Origin of the sequence: Microbulbifer mangrovi (genome assembly GCF_002009015.1) — a bacterium.
GTDB lineage: Bacteria > Pseudomonadota > Gammaproteobacteria > Pseudomonadales > Cellvibrionaceae > Microbulbifer > Microbulbifer mangrovi.
The window spans coordinates 37,490-57,323 of sequence record NZ_LZDE01000337.1 but is presented as its reverse complement, the minus strand read 5'-3'; the positions used below and the strand labels follow the sequence as shown (position 1 = coordinate 57,323).

The following is a 19,834-nucleotide window of genomic DNA, read 5'->3' as shown; positions in this document are numbered from 1 at the left end:
AGCGGTCCTGAAAAGCCGCACCCAGTGCTCCACCGCCACCGGGCCAGCTTCAGAACCCATTTTGCGAGCTTAATTTTTCTTGGTAGGGCGCTGCCAGCCACTGATATTGCGCTGCTTACCACGGGCCACGGCCAGTTCGTCAGCGCTCACTTCGCGGGTGATGGTGGAGCCGGCACCCACAGTGGCACCGGCACCGATTTCAACCGGCGCGACCAGGGCGGAGTTGGAGCCGATAAAGGCACCGTCGCCGATCACAGTCTTGGATTTATTCACGCCGTCGTAGTTGCAGGTAATGGTGCCGGCACCAATATTGACGCCTTCACCGACCTCCGCGTCGCCGATGTAGGAGAGGTGGTTTACCTTGCTGCCGAGACCGATTTTCGCTTTCTTGGTCTCGACGAAATTGCCCACCTTGGCCCCGTTGGCCAGCTCGGTACCCGGGCGCAGCCGCGCAAACGGGCCCACGGTACAAGCCTCGCCCACCATCGCATCCTCAACAATCGAGTTGGCCTCCAGCACCGTGCCCGCCGCCAGTTCGCAGTTCTTCAGCAGGCAGTTGGGGCCGATTTTGACACCGGCGCCGAGCTTCACCCGGCCCTCGAAGATGCAGTTGATATCAATACTTACATCGCTGTCGCATTCCAGCTGGCCGCGGATATCGATCCGCGCCGGATCCAGCAAGGTCACACCGGACACCATCAGCGCCTCGGCTAGCTCCCGCTGCAGTGCGCGCTCCAGCTCCGCTTGCTGGGCGCGGCTATTAACACCGGCGACTTCGTCGGGATCGTCGGCGATCACGCCAATAACGTCTATGTTCTCGCTTACCGAGCGGGCAATCACATCGGTCAGGTAGTACTCACCCTGGGCATTGTCGTTGGACAGCTCCGGTAGCCACTGGGTGAGCAAATCGGCGGGAGCAGCGAGGATCCCGCTGTTGATTTCGGTGATCCTGAGGGTCTCTGCATCAGCATCTTTCTGCTCGACAATCGCCAGCACCTTGTCGCTCTCATCACGGACAATACGACCGTAACCACTGGGATCATCCATCACAACTGACAGTAGTGCGGGACCGCTGCTGGAGGCCTTGAGCAGGTGCTGCAGAGTCGTGGCTTTCACCAGCGGCACATCCCCGTACAGCACCAGTACGGTGCTACCGGTGCGGAAATTCGGAATCGCCTGCGCCACCGCGTGGCCGGTACCGAGCTGTTCCGACTGTTCGACAAACTGCACGCCGCTGTCGGCAAAACGCTCGCGTACCAGTTCGGCACCGTGGCCAATGACCACAGTAATTGCCACATCCCCGAGCGATTTCGCAGTATCAATCACCCGTCCCAACATCGGCACACCAGCAATAGGGTGCAGCACCTTGGGAAGGTCGGAGCGCATACGGGTGCCTTTACCGGCGGCGAGGATAACTACATCTATGGTCATGGGGTGGCCCGAAAACTCGATTTCAAACTATAAGATAGGAAATTGGCGGCAATTCTGTGGGTAAGTCTCGGCAAACTCAAGGAAGCAGGAAGCAACCGAACACAAAAAACCCGGCCTGTGGCCGGGTTTTTCAAGCGAAAGCTTCCGTGGCTTAAGCGAGAGACTTACAGACCACCCTCGCCACAATCTTCTTGCAAATAAGAAATCATGGACTGGTAAAGGGTCTTCTGGTGATCGTAAAACAGGGTGTTGCTGAAGTGGTCGGCGCCATCCAGCTCTACGTACTTGTATACCTTGCCGCTCTTATCCAACGCCTTGCGGTAGCGTTCCGCATGTTCCGGCGGCACCCGCTGGTCAACACTGCCATGAATCAACAGGATTGGGACATTCACGTTTTCCGCCTGCTCGATAGGGGAAATACTGTCATCCCACATACCCAGCTGTTCGATCTTGCCAGCACCACGTAGACGATCACGGTAGTAGTTCACCTGCATCTGATTGTCGGATACCGCTGCACCCGCTATCACGCACTGATAAATCTGCTTTTCCCGAGCAGCGGCCACCAGGGCGGCGTAACCACCGTAAGACCAGCCAAACATGGCGAGACGATCCTTTTCTGCCAAGCCCTGCTCCACCAGATAAAGCATGCCATCATCTTTATCGTCCTGCATTTTATAGCCACCCTGACCACCATCTTTGAAGGCGGAGGTGTAGTGGTCAAGGCCCAGACCTTTTGAGCCGCGGTACTGGGGCTGCAGAACCAGGTATCCATTGTTAGCCAGGAATTGCGCCCACTCGTCGTAGATCACCAGTTCTGATACAAATGGACCACCGTGTGGCAGCACAATAGCCGGGAAGGGTGGTTCGCCATTGGGTACCGTCAGATAGGCAGGGATGGTACGGCCGTCGCGGGATTTGTATTTGATGTAGCGCACATCGGCGAGTTTCTCCGGCTCCAACAGCGGCTGACGGCTACCAACTTTTGTTAGCTTGCCCTTGTGCAGCAAGTAGTAGCTGCCGGGATCGCGGGGGCCAACATTGTAGATAGTCATGCTCGCGCCGTCGCGGGAGCGGCTGTTAATCCGCAGGTAGTGTGCGTTGGGAATGACCTGCTCCAGCTGTCGCTGGGTCGCCATTTCCACTTCATCAAAGTACTCCACTTCGACATTTTTTTCGGCGTAGACAACACCGGAAATCTGGTCGCGGTTTTCCCAGCTGTTGCTATGCTTGCGCACGCCACTGACGTCTACATCGGTGCGGAGATAAACCAACTCACCAAATTTTTTCGCTTTGACGTCGAACTCCCACAGGCCAACCTTGTCATTGCCATTATTGGCAGTGACAAAGAAAATGTTCGGCTTCTGGGTATCAAAACCCTGCACCGAAAACGTCTCGAAGCTGTCTTCACTCATGCGCTTGAACTCGGTCCAGCGCTTTTTGTCGGTGATACGTTCGTACCAGACGTACTCGCCTTTGGCGACATCGAATCCTCTAGCCAACCAAGGGTTGCCGTCCTCATCAAACTCGACCTGTCCCATTGCCAACTTACCGCGCAACAGCAGCTTCTTGGCGCCGCTTTTCAGATCTAGTTCGTAATAGGTGCGTGGGCGGAATGCCGCAGCGATTCGGCTTTTCTCACCACCAGGCAGGTAGGAGAAAATAATCCGGCGATCGTTGTTGGGCAGAGGGTGATCCAGCTCGGCACCGGCCTGATCATACTTTTTCAGCTTCTTGCGTTTGATATCCACTGAAGCGAGAAGATATTCGTAAACACCCTCGTTGAACCCCTCGATCTTGTCGCGCACTTTCTGGCGCAACTGCATGCCAATCACATCGTTGCTCAACCAGAAAAACTGCTGAATTTCCATCGGGTCAGAGTTGATGCGATAGGGTTCTGCTTCCAGATCCCCGGCTGGGTAGACTTCGATAATCGGGTCGCCATCTTTGGTAGGGATTTTCAACAGAGCCAGATGTTTGCCATCTGGAGAGATAGAGACATTACTGATCACATCGCGCAGTGCCCAGTAATCCAGGGGATAGGGCTTGGCTTCTTTGGCGATCACCTGTGTTGCGACGATCATCGCCAGCACCACGGCCAGACCTTTGATTATTTTCATTTCAAATTCCGCTAGTTTTCCTGCTATTACCTAATTTCCTTGGAAAAAAAAGCCCGCAGTAACTGCGGGCTTTTTCCAACCTGTGAGCGATCAGAAGTTCTTCTGAAGGTTCATGAACAGGGTGCGACCCTGCAGATCGTAGCCGTATCCGATCGGCGTGTTGTTGACCGCAGTAATTTCACTGCCATCTACTTGCGGAGGTGCTTCATTGAACACATTCCGTACACCGAGACCGGCCGTCCAGGTATCTGCGTAATAGTACAGAGATGCATGGTGAATCATATAGTCATCGGCAAAACCGACGTCGCGACAATCAACGCCACCGTTCGCAGCACCGATACAGGTATCGGAAAATACGCCGGTTCCATTGGTGTCGTAGATATCACTGAACTCGTCAATGTACTCATCCGCCTGCTCTACAGCACCCAGGTACTGGGTAGTCCAGGTAAAGCGGTACTTGTCGTATTCAACGCGGAATTCACCACGACCGTTCCACTCGGGGAAGCCGAAGGTGCCCTGATAACGCTCGACGTCCGGAGTACCGTCGTCAGCCACATAGGTCAGAGTGCGTTCCATAACACGGTTGAAGGTCAGGTTCGCGGACAGATCCACGGGCGCGCCGAATATGGTAACGGGCTGCTCGTAACGGATGTTGTAGTCGAAACCACGGGCCACTTCGTTATCACGGTTAACAAATGCCGCGTCGATGTTGTCCAAGAAACCTTCAGCATCACGAGAGAACATGGTGCAGAACGCGCTGTTACCGTTCGGGTTGTTGTAGCAGTCATTGACCAAGAACTGGGCGGACGGTTCGATGATCGAGTTTTCGATATCGATTTCGTAATAGGTCATACCCAGAGTCAGACCGAAACTTTCGAAGAATGGCTGCTCGAATGAGAAACCAAAAGTGAAGGATTCAGAAGTTTCTTCTTCCAGATCCAGGTTACCACCGCGAGCCACTTCCACACTGTATGTGTTAAAGCCACCGTTTTCGAGGGTTGTCGGATCGACACCGTTGGCAAGACAGTTGGACAGCACTTCTGGGGCACGGTTATCCAGTGCCGGGTTATAGCCGCCACTGATCGGATCCAGGGCAGCATCCGGAATCATGCACGGGTCAAAGATGTTATTGAACCCGGTCTGATTCATCAGGAAGTTTTCACGCAGGTTCGGCGCACGGTAAGAGGTACCGTAAGTTGAACGCAGCAGCAGAGATTCCACAGGACGGTAGGCAATCTTGGCAGAATTGGTCCAGGCACCACCGTAGAACTCGTCCTTGGTGTAACGGGCTGACACGTTGGTAGTCAGCTCTTCAGCCAGGAACTTGCCAGCCAGCAGCGGGATTTCCACTTCCGCAAATGCTTCTTTGGTGTCCTTGTTACCAGAAGCACCACCATCAGAGAAGTAACCGAAGAACAGGCCATCACGGGCAATATCATCTGGCAGCGACTTGATACGGTCGTCGCGAAGCTCTGCACCCACGCCAACCGTCAAATCACCCGCAGGCAGGGTTGCAACGGTACCGGTTGCGTAGGCAGAGAATATAGTCTGGTAGTAGGAGGTATCGAAGTCCCGGCTATCAAACAGGTAATCGCGCTCCGCCTGGGTAGCGAAATCGCCGATGACACCCTCGTACAGAGAAGCCGCAAACATATCGATCGGCACACAGGTAGACTCGCCCGGCAGCGGCTCACAGGTGAAAGTACCCGGGTTGTTTGGATCTTCTACGGTAGTAGCCAGAGACTGGGTCAGTCGATCACCGCGGATACCGTAGCGGCTGGATTTACCGTCGGACTTGGTGATGGAGCCAGAAAGCTCGAATGACCAGTCTGACATGGAACCGATATTCAGCATCGGCAGGTCACCGCGCAGACCGGTGACGAAACGCATCTGCGACACTTCCACGTCGGCAGTGGTGCGGTCGCCGCGCACAGATACGATTGGCTGGGTGCCGGCTGCACCGATAGCGCCTTCAAGCAGACCAAATTGCTCTGGAGTTCCACCGTAAACAGCAGCAACCTGTGCTGCAAATTCCGGATTGGTCAACAGCGCGTCATAGGCCAGACCACAGTCAACACCGCGTACGCCATCCGGGTTACAGATATTGAACGGGTTGGTACCGGGTACGGAGGGGAACAGCTGGAAAGCGCCCGAATCGATATAGTTTTCACGCTTGGCGTAACTTGCTTCAAAGAACGGCGTCAGGTTCATATCACCTTCGAAGGTGTATTCACCAAAGGTCATGATACTAGTGCGTTCCTGCTCCGGGAACAAATGAGCAAATGTGTCACGACCGTTGATGTCGTGGTCACGGAAATTGATATCTGTGACGCCATCACCATTTCCGTCTACACCGATACCATACAGGCTGGATTCAGAGAAACCATCCCAACCGCCGTTGGTGCTACCCGGGGTATAGTAGATACTTCCAGAGAATGGCACAGACACGCGGCCCGCAAGAGAACCCAGGGCACAGCCATCAGAGAAGTCCATACCGTAAACTTCACTGTAATAGGCATCCTGAGTATAGATCTTGCCGTCGGTGCCAATTTCCATATTCTTTTCGCATCCCGCGGTCCATTTGCGGTCGGCAAAAGTAACTGCCTGAGCTTCATAGTATTCCGCACCAATTCCGACAAAGCCGCGGTCAAAGTTTTTACCCCAGCTCAGGCTCATGGTGGTTTCTTCACCATTATCCTGTTGCGGACCGGTTCCAAAAACTTCGAAATCAAAACCGTCGAAATCTTTCTTCAGGATGATGTTGGTCACACCGGCGACGGCGTCAGAACCGTAAATGGAGGATGCACCGTCCAGCAGCAGGTCATACTGCTGTACCAGGGAAGACGGGATCAGATTCAGGTCCGCCGCGACCGGTGCACCTTCTACACCTGCCGGTGACAGGCGACGACCGTTCAACAGTACCAGGGTACGGCCAGCACCCAGACCACGCAGGTCTACGGTGGAGGCGCCCGGACCGTTGTCGAGCACGTAGCCGGAGAAGGTCAGGTCGATCTGCTGACCGGAAGCGGCGCCACTGCTCTGCAGGATGGTGGAGGTATCGATTGCACCGGCTTCACGGGCACCTTCGGCATCGATGATTTGCAGCGGTGCGATGCTGGAGAAGGTGTCGCGCTTCAGGCGGGAGCCGGTTACGACAACTTCTTCAACATCACTGTCATCTTCACTCCCCACAATGACAGGTGTCTGCTCTTCTTTAATTTCTACGTTGGTTTCAGTGATCTCGGATTCGCTTTCCTGTGCGAACACGACAGGTGACAGAACGGCTGCCAGCACTGCAGTGGAGACACTTGCCTTAAGTGGCGAGTAAGCGCTTCCTAACAGGTTGTTGAGCTTTATCAATTGGTAACCCCCCAAAGTGGTTGTTTTTTTGCTCTAGTCAAAGCGTAAAAAAGAATTTCTACAGATGCCTAACGAGCAGACAGGCACACCTCCTCAAAGGTAAATGAGACATTTATGACATAAAGTTAAATTTTCCCCGACTTCCTACTGTCATTAGGATAAAACCAGTTAATTATGTTGAATTTAGCGCCAAACTAATAACTACGCCGCTACTCTCATCAGGCTTTTGTACGTCGGACGCCCGAAATTGATACAAGCCCGTGATGTACCGAATGGCGCATGGAAATCGCATCTAGAATTTCGCTGATCCTATCTCTGAGACTCTTTGCAACGGGAACATTGGAACGATGGAAACACGCGGCCTGTGGCTATCAATTGTGGGTTGCCTGTTCATGGCGGGACTGGGATTTGGTTTCGCCCACTGGACCGGATCTACCGCGATCTTTCTAGATGGAGTTTTCTCACTGGTCAGCTTCGTCATGTCGCTGTTAATGCTGGCAGTTTCCCGGCTAATTCGTCGCCGTGCAGACCGTCGCTTTCCGTTTGGTTACGCCAGCTTCGAGCCTGCATTTAACGTCTTGCAGAGCATGGTGATCCTCGGCGTGATGCTGATGGCGCTATCCTCGGCGATTGCCGCTCTGTATCAGGATGGACGCACGCTGGACGCGGGAAGGGCGACGATTTACGCCGCTATCGCCAGTAGCGGCTGTCTTGCCGTGTTTTTAATCCTGCGTCGAATTGCGAAAAAGACCGGGTCAACGCTGATTGAAGTGGACTCATTTGCCTGGATGATGGATGGCATTCTCAGTGGATTGGTGCTGCTCGCGTTTACATTGATTTGGCTATTCGGAGAGGCGCTTGGGGACCAGTTACCGTATGTAGATTCCTGGATGGTCATCATCATGGTGATCATCATGTTGCCGGTACCGGTACGGCTACTGGTACGCAACCTAATGGAAGTACTGCTGGCCGCACCGCCGATAGAGGTACAGCGGAAAATCCGGCGCGCATTTCGCGATGCCATGTACGATATCCCCGGTGAAGACTGGTCTCTCAGCATCACCAAGGCCGGTCGCTCGGTCTATTTGCATGCGCGTATTTTGCTCAGCGAAGCGCACTACACTGCGGGGATTGAGCAGGCGGATGCCTGGCGGGAACAGCTCACCGAGCGTATGGCGGAATTTGTCGCCGAGCAGGAGTTTGACGTGGTGTTTACCACCGACGCCTCGTACATCGGCTGAAAACCCGGTCTCACTGGCCATTGCGCGGAGCGGTAAAGCTGTACTTCACCCGTCCCACAAATATTGAACCACCGATCGTATTCCCAACTGTCGCTATCGCGAGAAACTGCAGTACATCCACAAACCCCACGGTGGTGCTCTTGGCAAACCAGGCACAGAACATACCGACAGCACCAGCAATACAGTGGGGCAAGCCGCCGAGACCGATCACAAAAGTAATAATCGCCACCGCGGCAATACGGCTCATGGTCTCGGTAGACGAGGTCACCATCCACGCCAGCAGGCCCATTAGCCACCCAGCAAATATCGCCCCCAGAAACTGCCCGCTGATGCTATCGGCGGTCATTTTTTGTCCATAGTAGCCAAACACCGACTCATCGAAGCGATCGGTCATCCCCACAAACTGGACAAACAGCGCGCTGAATACGGCGGCGCCCAGCAGGTTGCCAGCGTAAATCAGCACCCAGACCCGCAACAATTGCGGTACCGACTTGCGGCCGTCGAGCACGGGCAGAATCGCGAGGGTGGTGTGCTCGGTGAACAGATCTGAGCGGCCAATGATGACCAGCATAAAGCCGACCGGATAACTCAGCGCCGCCAGCAGATACAACAGCTGGTGGGAAATACTGGCGTGGAAGTGGCTGTAAAAGGCCGCGATCAGGAAGATGCTGAAACCAATTTCCATGCCCGCAGACATCGACGAGAGTATCAGCGCCTTATTGTCGCGCTGATACTCGCGCAGGCTCTCATCCATCTGCTCGGAGAGAATCTGACGGTCACTCTTGGGGCGCGCTCGATCCTTGTGGTGGCTCATAGGTGGTCCGCAACTGGGAAGGTGTCCGGTTGCGGCACCTTTTATCCCAGTTTAGTCAGCGCCCACCGCGGTGCGTTGCCGCGCCCGCTAAGCGCCCAACAGGCAAATGTTCGGTGAGGTACAGATATCCCGATTTTTCTCCTGTTCGGCGCAGATTCGTTGTCTTTTGCCACAGTTGCGGTAATTTGGCGTAACAGTCATTTTTTAAACAGCGCGGCCTACCCCGGCTGTCGCGACCCAAGACAACTCCAGTAATCCAGGAGCCCTGAATGATAAAAACCAAAGTCAGCCAGCTCGCGCGCCTGATCGGCGGCGCCGGCCTCGCTCTGACCCTGCCGTTGGCCGCCACTGCAGAAGACGCCAAAAAAGAAGCGGACAAATGGGACGTCAACAAACCGCCGTACGAGTTCAAGTCCATCCCCCTGGACACCCGCGAGACCACCTGGAGCAACCTGGACATCAGCCCGGACGGCAAAACTATTATTTTCGATATGCTGGGCGACATTTATGCAATGCCGGTAAGCGGTGGTGAGGCCAGGGCTATCACCAACGAAATCGCCTGGAACACCCAGCCGCGCTTCAGCCCCGATGGCAAGTCCATTGTGTTTGTGAGCGACCGCGACGGCGCAGACAACGTGTGGATCATGGATCGCAATGGCGAAAACCTGCGCCAGCTCACTACCGAGCGCGAAAACCTGGTGCACGCCCCCAGCTTCAGCCCCGACGGCCAGTATCTGGTGGCGCGCAAGGGCTTTATGAGTGGCCGCAGTATTCCCGCCGGTGAAATCTGGATGTACCACTACGGCGGTGGTGAGGGTCGCCAGATCAAGGCGCGCCTGGGCGGCGATATCGCGCAGAAGAATATCTCCGATGCCGTCTTCTCCCCGGACGGCCGCTACATCTACTACACCATCGATACCACGCCGGGTACCGTGTGGCACTACAACAAAAACTCCACCCAGCAGATCTTTGCCATCAACCGCTACGACCTGAATGACGGCAAGGACGAGACCTTCGTGTCCGGCCCCGGCGGCTCCATCGCACCGATGCCATCGCCGGACGGCAAGAAACTGGCGTTTATCCGCCGCCAGGATTTCAACACCTCGCTGTTCGTGAAAGACCTGACCACCGGCCTGGAAACCCCGATCTACTCCGAGCTGGAGCGCGATCTGCAGGAGACCTTCGGTTCCCACGGCAACTATGTACAGTACGACTGGATGCCGGACGGCAAATCCCTGATCGTGTGGAGCAAGGGCAAGTTTCTGCGCATCGCCGCCGATGGCAGCAGCCTGGATAAAGGAGCGCGCGAAATCGTCGCGCACGTCAAAACCGACAAACAGGTAGCGGACGCGGTGCGCTTCCCGGTGGATGTGGCACCAGAGCAGTTCGATGTGAAGATGATCCGCTGGGCGCAGAAGTCCCCGGACGGCAAGCAGATCGCCTTCCAGGCCCTGGGCAAAATCTACGTTCAGGACGTGAACAGTGGCGAACGTCGCCGACTGACCCGCCAGGATGACCACTTCGAGTTCTATCCCAGCTGGTCCCGCGACGGCAAACAGATCACCTATGTGAGCTGGGACGATGAAAAGCTCGGCCAGGTCCGCGTGGTATCTGCGCGCAGTGGCCGCGGCAAAAACATCACCAGAGAACCGGGCCTGTATGTGGAGCCCAGCTTTTCTCCCGATGGTGAGCAGGTGACCTTCCGCCGCTTTACCGGCGGCTACCTGCTGAGCCCGGAATACTCCCTCGAACCGGGCATCTATCTGGCCGACGCCGACGGTGACTGGCAGCGCCGTGTCGCCAAGTCTGGCTACGAGCCACACTTTGGCGCCGACGGTGAGCGCATTTACTTCTCCGAGTTCGTTTACGGCGATGGTGGCAAACGCGTGTTCAAGAGCGTGGACACCAACGGCAAGGACGAGCGCGAACACCTACACGGTGCCGAGATCACCTCCTTCCGCCTGTCCCCGGACGGCCGCTGGGTCGCCTTTACCCAAGATTTCAAAGCTTACGCTGCGCCCTTTATGCACACCGGCAAGTCCGAGTCCATCGGCCCCAAGGCCTCTGCGGTGAAGGTTACCCAGGTTTCAGCCCGCGCCGGCGAAAACCTGCACTGGTCCGCCGACAGCAACACCCTGGGCTGGGCCCATGGTCCGAAACTGTATGAACGCGCCTTGAAGGATGCCTTTGATTTTGTCGCCGGCGCCCCCGAGCAGCTGCCGGAGCCGGTGAGCGAAGGGATCGACCTAGGCTTCAAGCAGAAATTCGCCCACTCCGACAAACTGGTGGCGCTGACCGGCGGCACCGTGGTGACCATGCGCGATGCCGAACAGGCGCAGGAAGTGATCGAAAACGGCGTGGTACTGTTCCGCGGCAACCGCATTGTTGCGGTGGGCACGACCAGTGAGGTGGAAATTCCCGTTGGCACCCAGCGTATCGATGTCACCGGCAAAACTGTTTTGCCCGGCCTGATCGACGCTCACGCCCACGGCGCCCAGGGGCGCGAGGAGATCATCCCGCAGCAGAACTGGAACCTGTATTCCAGCCTGGCATTCGGTGTCACCACCATTCACGACCCGTCCAACGACAGTAGCGAGATCTTTTCCGCTTCTGAAATGCAGAAGGCCGGTGTGATCAATGGCCCGCGCATCTACTCCACCGGTACCATCCTTTACGGCGCCAAGGGCCCAGGCTACCGGGCCAAGATCAACAGCCTGGAAGACGCTGATTTCCATGTGAGCCGCCTGAAGGAAATGGGGGCTATCTCGGTGAAAAGCTACAACCAGCCTAGAAGGGAACAGCGCCAGCAGGTACTGGAAGCGGGCCGCAAGCACGGCATCATGGTGGTGCCGGAAGGTGGCGGCAAATACCAGCACAACATGAACATGATTGTGGACGGCCACACCGGCGTGGAGCACTCGCTGCCGATCGCCAATATCTACTCCGACGTGCAGCAACTTTGGGGTCAGACCCAGGTGGGTTACACGCCGACCTTCGTGGTGGCCTACGGTGGCCTCACCGGTGAGTACTACTGGTACGACCACACCGAAGTGTGGAAAAACGAGCGCCTGACCCGTTTCACCCCGGACTTTATCGTGAACCCGCGCTCCATCCGCCGCGAGCGCGCGCCGGATCACCACTACAACCATTTCAATGTGGCCCACCACGCCAAGCAGCTGCGCGACAAGGGCGTTACCGTGCATATCGGTGCCCACGGCCAGCGCGAAGGCCTCGGTGCCCACTGGGAATTGTGGATGATGGAGCAGGGCGGTTTCACCCCGTGGGAAGCCTTCCGTGCCGGCACCATCGACGGCGCCCGCTACCTGGGTATGGATAAAGACCTGGGCAGCCTGGAACCCGGCAAACTGGCGGACATCATCGTGGTGGACGGCAACCCGCTGGAAAACCTGCGCCTGTCCGAGAACATCAAATACACTGTAATCAACGGCAAGGTGTTCGACGCCGCGACCATGAATACGGTGGACGGCGATGAGCGCCTGGCGTTCTTCCACGAGCGGTTACCGGTCAGCGCTATGCCGACGCCCACCGCCGAAGCCATTCAGGAGAAGCAAGAGCGCCACCACTGGGTGCACTGATTCCTCTATCCGCAATCGTTTACGACCCAAACAAAAAACCCGCGAGCTTTCGCGGGTTTTTTTATGGCTTTCCGAACCGGTTTTACTGGCCCGCCTTTCTTTGGCCTTCTGTCGTCTCCTGCGTCCACTTACTCTGGATTAGAGCCTTCCTCCTTACTACTCGTCGATTCATATGACTTTTTAACCTCGCAGCCGGTAAGTCGGAGAAGTAGTTGGGGTAGGCTCGGAAGCTATCGATGCTCATCGGACGAGCAGCTCCGCCGTTGATCTCGTTGAAGTCCCCCCTTCCTCCCGACTACTTTCTATAAAAAGGACGCACACGATGGAAACGCTCACTCCGGAAATGGAATCCGGAAATCAAACACCCGTTGTCGATTTCGAAAAAGTGGAAGAATTTGCCGGGCGTGTGCTCGGTGACCTGGCTGCGGCAAGCGCACATGCCCTGGTTTATGTGGGCGACCAGCTGGGGCTGTTTAAGGCCCTGGCCGAGGGACCGGCCACCGCCGAACAGCTGGCACGCCGCCGAGACCTGGACGCCCGCTATGTGCGCGAGTGGGCCAGTGGAATGGCAGCTATTGGCTATTTTGATTACGACCCTGAAAGAGGCACCTTCACACTTCCGGCAGAGCGGGCCGCGGTGCTGGCGGACGAAAATTCGCCCGCTTTTATGGCTGCGGCGGCTTCCGTAATTCGCACCATGTATCACTCGGCGGACGACATTGCCAAGGTTTTCCAAACCGGTGCCGGTTTCGGCTGGCACCAGCATCACCAGTGTTTATTTCGCGGCACCGAGCGGTTTTTCCGTCCGGGTTATCACACCTTCCTCGTGGATGACTGGCTGAAGCAGCTACCGGGTATTACCGAAAAACTGAACGCGGGGGGCGCGGTTCTCGATGTGGGTTGTGGCCACGGCGCTTCCACCATCATCCTCGCGCAGGCCTTTCCCGAGTCACACTTTGTCGGAGTCGACTATCACGAGGAATCCATCGATGCTGCAAGGCAGGCAGCGGAAGAGGCCGGAGTGGCCGAGCGGGTGGAGTTTCTCGTTGCCAATGCACAGTCTCTGCCGGAAGGACCGTTTGACCTTGTCTGCTACTTCGATTGCCTGCACGACATGGGCGATCCGGTCGGTGCCGCCCAGGCTGCCCACGGCGTCCTGAAATTCGATGGCAGTGTATTGTTGGTGGAGCCGCTGGCAGAGGATCAGCTGGAGAACAATCTCAACCCACTCAGCGCAATGTTCTATGCGGGATCCACTTTCCTGTGCACCCCTTGCTCAAAGTCTCAGAAAATCGGGCTTGCGCTCGGAGCACAGGCAGGTCCGGGAAGGCTCACTGGTGTACTGGAAAGTGCGGGCTTCAGTAATGTGCGCGTGGCGACCCGATCTATGGCGAACCTGATTATCGAAGCCAAGCTTTAAGCTTCAGCGTTAAATCGTTTGCGGGAAATCTGTCAGAAATTGACCCGCTTGCAGCGAGGCTATTTATTCACTTTTCGATCAGGGGGGCACTTTTGCCCTCCTGTAACAGTGATTGTGCGCGGGTCCGCATCTGATCGGAATGGCTCCAGGCAACCACTCGCTCGAGATATTCTCGGGCCAACGCATCCTTTCCCAGGTGCGCGAGATAGAAACCGATCGCCGCATTCAGGTTCAGGTGGTTAGGCTCCTGGTGATAGGCGCTCTGCATAATCTGCAACGCCGTGTCGCTTTCTCCTTTTAACTGATACGCGGTCCACAAACTGCGGTAGCCGGGCAGATAACCCGGCCCCGACTGCACAGCAATCTTTCCGTATTTTTCTGCCGCTGCGTAGTAGTCATCACTCCAGTCTCGTGTCAGGCTCAATGCCTGCAGTCGCAGTAGATAATAACGCGCAAGGTTCGCGGCAGTGATATAGCTCACCAGGCCGTATTCGCCGATTTCATCGGCAATTTTTTCACTCACTTTATAGTCTTTCTGCTCAGCTTTGATCACTGCCATCAAGGTCAGGTTTTCCTGCCAGCCGATACCCTGATTTTTACTCGCAGCCAGGTAGTTGATCGCGAGTTCGGGACGATCAAATTCCATTGCCTCACTTGCCAGCAGGAACAGGTGCTCGTTATCGGTGAGTGCACGACGGGGGATGGAATAGGTGTACGCGGCAATATCCAGCTTGTGGCGCTGAATGTCATCGCGCATATACGCGCGCACTTCCGTCTGTATTTCGCGGATACTTTTATTGAAGTGCGCTTCAAATACGCCCACCGGATCGTCGCCGGCAGCGATCGCTTTTAAGTAATTCTCGCTCGCGCCACGGTAATCCGGGTGTCCCGCATGATGCCCCAGTTGCAGGTAGTGCGTTAGCAGCCAGGCGCTGGCGTAGTAGTTATTCCAGTAACGGCTGCTGTCGGCCCCGTCCATACCGCTGATCTCTGGCGAACGCAGGAGCTGCTCAATCGTGAGGGGTTCTTCGCTGGCCCAGGCGCTCAACCGCCACTCCGGAATTCCGCCAACCACCACAGAGTTCTTGCGCAGCTCCGCACTCGCCAACAACTCGGAAAATCCCTCGGAGTACCAGCGTGGATAGGTCATTCCGCTGTGCTCGCGCATCAGGTGGTGCACATACTCGTGAAAGATCAGGCCAGAACCGGTGATACCGTGATCGCCATCGCGAGAAAAAATAACGGGTCCCCGCCAGGTCTCCCGGTAAAAGCCGGCGATTTTGCGGTCGCCGGAAAATTTTTCGAACTCGCTGGAATTGCGAAAGTGGAACACTCGCAGGTTGCGGTTTTCGGGGATTTCTTCCAGCCCGGTGAAGGCGAGTGCTGTGCGGCGAAAGCGCTCCAGGTCCCGCATCAGAGCGTTGACCCGGCGCTCGGGCACATCGGAGTAGACGGTGAAGTTTTCGGACTGGTATTCGAACCATTCGCCGCCACCATTCGCGGCAGTGCTCGCAGCAGGATGGAGCAGAAGCAGTGCGATACCGGCTGCCAGTGCGCGGATGAAACGGTTCAATTTCGGTACACCATATCTTCAATCCAGGTACGCAAGCGACAGGCTTCAGCTTCCCCCAGCTCAATCGCCTCTCCGGCGCGCGCGTACTCATTTCCGCCAATGCCACCCACTTTTGGCATGATCAGTACATCCGGTGGCGATCCCATCATGCGCGTACGCTTGTGGCGACGCTCGAGGATTTCCATGGCCTGGCGCATGGTGTCGAACATTCCGGGCGGCGTCGCCCGCGCCTCCCGACGAGAGCGCAGGCTATTCAACTGTTCGCGCCCCTGTTCAACCAGGCGGGTAAAACCATTGGCAACACCATGTTCTTCGCTGTGCTCGTGAGCCTCCGGTTCTGAGCCGGCGATCTGCTCGCGCTCTGCCTCGAGTTCCAGCTCTTCCAGTGAAGAAGAGCCCTCACTGATCACGCGACGCACCTCACCCTGTTCGCGAACCCGGCGCGGAGACGCATCTTCAGTCACATCTACCGCGATCACGGTGGTAGCCCCCATTGCGCGACACACATCCACCGGCACAGGGTTTACCACGGCACCATCGACCAACCAGCGGCCGGCCAGGGATTTCGGGGAGAGCAGACCCGGGATCGAGCAGGAGGCGCTGACCGCGTCCTGCAGGTTGCCCTGCTGTAGCCAGATTTCCTGCCCGCTGTGCAGGTCGGTAGCCACGGCAGTGAAGGGCAGGGGAAGCTCCTCGATATTGCGGAATTCAAAGTCTTCAAAGAATGTGCGGAATGGTTTGATACCGCCGATCACGCCACCGCTGAGTGACCAGTTGATATCCAGCAGGGAGAATACTTTCCAGTTATCCAGTTGGCGTACCCATTCCTCCATCTTGTCCAGGCACCCGGCGGAGTAGGCTGCGCCCACAAATGCGCCCATAGAGGTACCGGCGACAACACTGGGGCGAATCCCCATTTCATCCAGTACCTTCAGCACGCCAATATGCGCAAATCCTTTGGCAGCGCCGCTGCCCAGGGCGAGACCGATAACCGGTTGATCCGATGAATGCACTCGTTCGACTCCAAATTCCGGTGAGAATATTTTCCGCTGGCTAGCAAACCATATAGACAACAAAAAAGCAGCCTTGGCTGCTTTGTTCGGGCACAAAAAAAGCCCGCCGGAAAGGCGGGCTTTTTTTCAGGTGACCGACATCAATCAGTCATCGAGGTGTGCACAGCGGCCGAATTCGGCGCCATTCTTGACCTCAGCGATCAGTTGTTTCGGGAAGCTAACTTCGCGATCCTGACCGTTTTCGCACACAAAAGCCGTGTCCATATTGATATCGAAGGTGATGGTGGCACCAGCCAGGTTACCCATCATCTCGGAACCGTCGCCACTCAGCGCCAGCGGGTTATCTACCGGGAACTGGGAGGCCTCAACCACACCCTGCTTGGCAAAGAAGTCGCGGGTGTTGATCCAGCCGATTCCATCCAGATACACACCGCCGATAAAGCCGGTGAAGAAGCCGCCGGCGCGACCAACGATGACAGTACCGTCGTCATTCATATCCGTTGGCATTATCGCAATCGGCCCGAAATTGTTTTGCACGAATTCCGGTCCGTAAATCGGATTGGTACACAGGTTGCCCAGGAAGAAATGGTTGTAGTCCATATCCTCACACCAGGTCAGGCCACCGAGATTTTCGACTTCGTCGGTCTCGGTATTCCACAACTTCAAGCCGGAATCGGTATCCAGCGCGACGATACCGCCATCGCGGGTCATCGCTGTGCTGTTTTTGGCACCGAACTCGGTGTAGATGTCGCGGAATTCACCATTGACCCAGGCAACCTGCTTGTAGCTGCTGGAACCGGTAATCACGCTGCCATCGCCGGAAACGCGGTCCGCGCGCACCCACTGCACATAGCCCGGCAGGTCATAGGGAAGCTCTTCAATATTGCCGTGCTTGTCCCATTTGACCGGCACCATTTCATGACCACCGTTCTTCTGGCAGTTGCCATCGCCATCCAGGTCTTTGTAGCCGAGGCCGACCATGACTTCACCGTTGTCATCCATATCCCACACGGCTGCCGCCTGGGTGCCAAGTGAACCGCTGCCACCACAGGTGTTACCGTTCAGGTCCTGCATCGGCTTCAACTGGTTACTCGCAATATCCCACATCACCGGCTCGCGAATACCGTTGCCGTCGAGATCTGCGGTAGTCACCGCCTTGGTTCCGTTTTTGTTCATGCGCCCGCCGTTGGTACGCAGGTCAACGTTCGGATGCAGGGAGTAAGTCTTCTGTACCGCGTCGTAGATAAACGGAATGCCGTTGCCCACGGTACCGAATGCTTTCTTGCCGTTTTTGGCCAGATCGGTAACAAAAGCCTGCACCAGTGGGGTGTACTGGATCCCATCCTGGTAGCCGTTGAAGTACATATCGGCCTGCTTGGTTTCACCCGCCTGTACGGTAATCGGGGTGAAGTTACACGCGCGGTCTTCACCGGGGTTGGTGCTCTCACCGTCATTCCAGTACTCGGACTGGGATACGATGGAAGTCGGCGCAGTGGGGTAACCGCCGGCCTTGATCGTGTCTGTATACAGTACGTACCGTGCACCCGGCTGCAGGCCATTGATGGTGAAGGTACCGTCCGGACCAACCATACCCTGGGTCATATTGCCGGACTGCTGCGTGATCACGTCATACATCGGGTTGTCGATGTTGCGCGCCACCATATTGATGCCGGAGTATTCGCTGACGCCGTCTTTCAGGTACAGCTTGCCGGTGATGGAACCGTACTGGGTTTTGTAGGCATCGGTCGGGTACAGATCGGAAATGTTGACGATGTCATCGCGTACACTGATGCTCGCCTGCTGTCGACCCGCTTCGCCGCGCACATTGATGAACGGGAACATGGTTTCGATGGTGTCCTCGGAAGGACGCTGCGATCCGTTGAACAGAGTCGTTGAGTCACAGCCTGGTACACCGTCGTAGTACGGGCGGTAAGCGGCAGCCATATAGCTGAAGTGGCCGTTGGCCTGGGAGTGCGACATGTTCATCGCGTGGCCGAATTCGTGAGTGAACACGCCGGCAACTTTTTCGCCTTCGGTATCACTGATGTCCACAAACCAGCCATTCATTAATGCGGTGGCTTCGGTGATTTCACCGGTCTCTTCATTCGCCCACTCGGGGAAGGCAATACCGAGCACCTGGTTTTTTGGCACGCCGAAATACTGTTCGAGGATCTGGCCGTCGGTATCGTAGTTGACCCAGAAGCCGTAACCATTTTCCTTCGCGTAGATTTCACCAACGTTGGTTTCATTGACGTCGGCAATGCCGGTCTGCTCTTCGATGGTGCCCTGAATGGTCATCGACAGCGTGGAGGTTTCAACGTTCGACCATTCGGCAATTGCCTTGGCGGTGACCGCGTTCGCCTGTTCGATGCTCAGGAAAACATTGCCGTCGTAATTCACGGTAAACGCCTGTGCCTCGCCACCGTCTGCGGTGGGAGTCATGGGACCGCCATCGGTGTAGACCGGGATGTCTCCCTTGGAGGTATCCCACTTGTACGGTTGCATGGTGGGTTCGTGGATATACAGCGGACCACCAGCCTGTGCACCGGCAGATGCCAGCGCCAGTGCCATCGCGATATTGAGCTTTTTCATTTTCATTATTTGCTCTCCTCAGCCAGTTTCCCAACCAGTCCAACAAAAGTGGCGGCGCTCATGGAACCCGGGTTGGTAATCATGTTCTGCTCTTCGGCAGACAGGTTGGACGTGTCCATACCTTCGAACAGGCCGTGATTGTTGAACGCGTTGGTGACCATGTTGTTGCTAACGTTAAATTTGCCCTGGGCCATACCGGTGGTGGTCTGGAAGCCGGTCATTTCCGCTTTCTTGTACATGAATGCAACGACTTGCTCGCCTTCGTGCCACTTCGCAAAGCCTTCCGGGGTCACGCCCAGATAGACTTTTCCGTTACCCATGGAGCGGGGCTTGAGCAGGCCGAACTGGCGGAATGTGTATTCACTGTCTTCTTTGACTTTACCCTTGGCATCGCTGCCCACACGAATAGTGACCTCGGTGTAGGGCGCGCCGTTCTGGAAGCCGTCGGTAACGCTGGTGACCTGCCCCATGATGATGCTTTGGGAAGTGCTAACCAGCTGTTCCAGGTTTTGCTGTTTGATTTTCATGGCGTGCGCGGAAACCGACAGCAGGGCTGCTATCGTCAGCGTCGCCAGTAGGGATATGCGCGAGAACATTTTCGCGAGTGGCATGGAGGCCTCCTGACTGGGTTATTTTTATTTCAGGGCCGCTCTAGCGGTACTGCAGAGCGACGCCAG

At 56.3% G+C, this 19,834-nt stretch carries 11 protein-coding genes; 3 read left to right on the top strand and 8 right to left on the bottom strand.

Going from position 1 to position 19,834, the window contains the following annotated elements; translation table 11 throughout:
• Positions 1-69: 69 nt before the first annotated feature.
• The 3 genes from glmU to B4U49_RS15055 all read right to left on the bottom strand — a co-directional run bounded on the left by glmU (position 70) and on the right by B4U49_RS15055 (position 6,908).
• Positions 70-1,431 (bottom strand): bifunctional UDP-N-acetylglucosamine diphosphorylase/glucosamine-1-phosphate N-acetyltransferase GlmU, encoded by a 1,362-nt coding sequence (gene glmU, locus B4U49_RS15065; RefSeq protein ID WP_078085429.1) that lies wholly within the window; start codon positions 1,429-1,431, stop codon positions 70-72.
• 164 nt (positions 1,432-1,595) lie between these two features.
• Complete coding sequence (locus B4U49_RS15060; protein ID WP_078085428.1) at positions 1,596-3,548, bottom strand: alpha/beta hydrolase family protein; 1,953 nt, start codon at positions 3,546-3,548, stop codon at positions 1,596-1,598.
• Positions 3,549-3,638: 90 nt separating this feature from the next.
• On the bottom strand, positions 3,639-6,908 hold the full coding sequence (locus tag B4U49_RS15055; protein ID WP_158078636.1) for a TonB-dependent receptor domain-containing protein: 3,270 nt from the start codon (positions 6,906-6,908) through the stop codon (positions 3,639-3,641).
• Between the two features lie 347 nt (positions 6,909-7,255).
• On the opposite strand from B4U49_RS15055, the gene B4U49_RS15050 reads away from it, so the two are divergent.
• On the top strand, positions 7,256-8,149 hold the full coding sequence (locus B4U49_RS15050) for a cation diffusion facilitator family transporter (RefSeq protein WP_078085427.1): 894 nt from the start codon (positions 7,256-7,258) through the stop codon (positions 8,147-8,149).
• A 10-nt stretch (positions 8,150-8,159) separates the two neighbouring features.
• Here the strand turns inward: B4U49_RS15050 and B4U49_RS15045 are convergent, their stop codons facing one another.
• Complete coding sequence (locus B4U49_RS15045) at positions 8,160-8,963, bottom strand: formate/nitrite transporter family protein (RefSeq protein WP_078085426.1); 804 nt, start codon at positions 8,961-8,963, stop codon at positions 8,160-8,162.
• Positions 8,964-9,232: 269 nt separating this feature from the next.
• On the opposite strand from B4U49_RS15045, the gene B4U49_RS15040 reads away from it, so the two are divergent.
• Together B4U49_RS15040 and B4U49_RS15035 are read left to right on the top strand one after the other, a co-directional pair.
• Positions 9,233-12,559, top strand: coding sequence for an amidohydrolase family protein (locus tag B4U49_RS15040; protein ID WP_078085425.1), 3,327 nt, complete (start codon positions 9,233-9,235; stop codon positions 12,557-12,559).
• Positions 12,560-12,881: 322 nt separating this feature from the next.
• Positions 12,882-13,979 (top strand): class I SAM-dependent methyltransferase, encoded by a 1,098-nt coding sequence (locus B4U49_RS15035; RefSeq protein WP_204903057.1) that lies wholly within the window; start codon positions 12,882-12,884, stop codon positions 13,977-13,979.
• A 67-nt stretch (positions 13,980-14,046) separates the two neighbouring features.
• Here B4U49_RS15035 and B4U49_RS15030 read toward each other — a convergent pair whose 3' ends face one another.
• The 4 genes from B4U49_RS15030 to B4U49_RS15015 form a co-directional block, all read right to left on the bottom strand.
• The gene (locus tag B4U49_RS15030) at positions 14,047-15,552 is read right to left on the bottom strand and encodes a tetratricopeptide repeat protein (protein WP_078085423.1); all 1,506 of its coding nucleotides are present in this window, start codon (positions 15,550-15,552) and stop codon (positions 14,047-14,049) included.
• Positions 15,549-16,565 carry a patatin-like phospholipase family protein gene (locus B4U49_RS15025; RefSeq protein ID WP_078085422.1) on the bottom strand — a complete coding sequence of 339 codons (1,017 nt, stop codon included), beginning with the start codon at positions 16,563-16,565 and terminating at the stop codon, positions 15,549-15,551. The genes B4U49_RS15030 and B4U49_RS15025 overlap by 4 nt, the downstream gene beginning before the upstream one ends.
• A gap of 144 nt (positions 16,566-16,709) precedes the next feature.
• The gene (locus B4U49_RS15020) at positions 16,710-19,163 is read right to left on the bottom strand and encodes a zinc metalloprotease (RefSeq protein ID WP_078085421.1); all 2,454 of its coding nucleotides are present in this window, start codon (positions 19,161-19,163) and stop codon (positions 16,710-16,712) included.
• The gene (locus B4U49_RS15015; RefSeq protein WP_078085420.1) at positions 19,163-19,768 is read right to left on the bottom strand and encodes a hypothetical protein; all 606 of its coding nucleotides are present in this window, start codon (positions 19,766-19,768) and stop codon (positions 19,163-19,165) included. Before B4U49_RS15015 ends, B4U49_RS15020 begins: the two co-directional genes overlap by 1 nt.
• Positions 19,769-19,834: the final 66 nt, after the last annotated feature.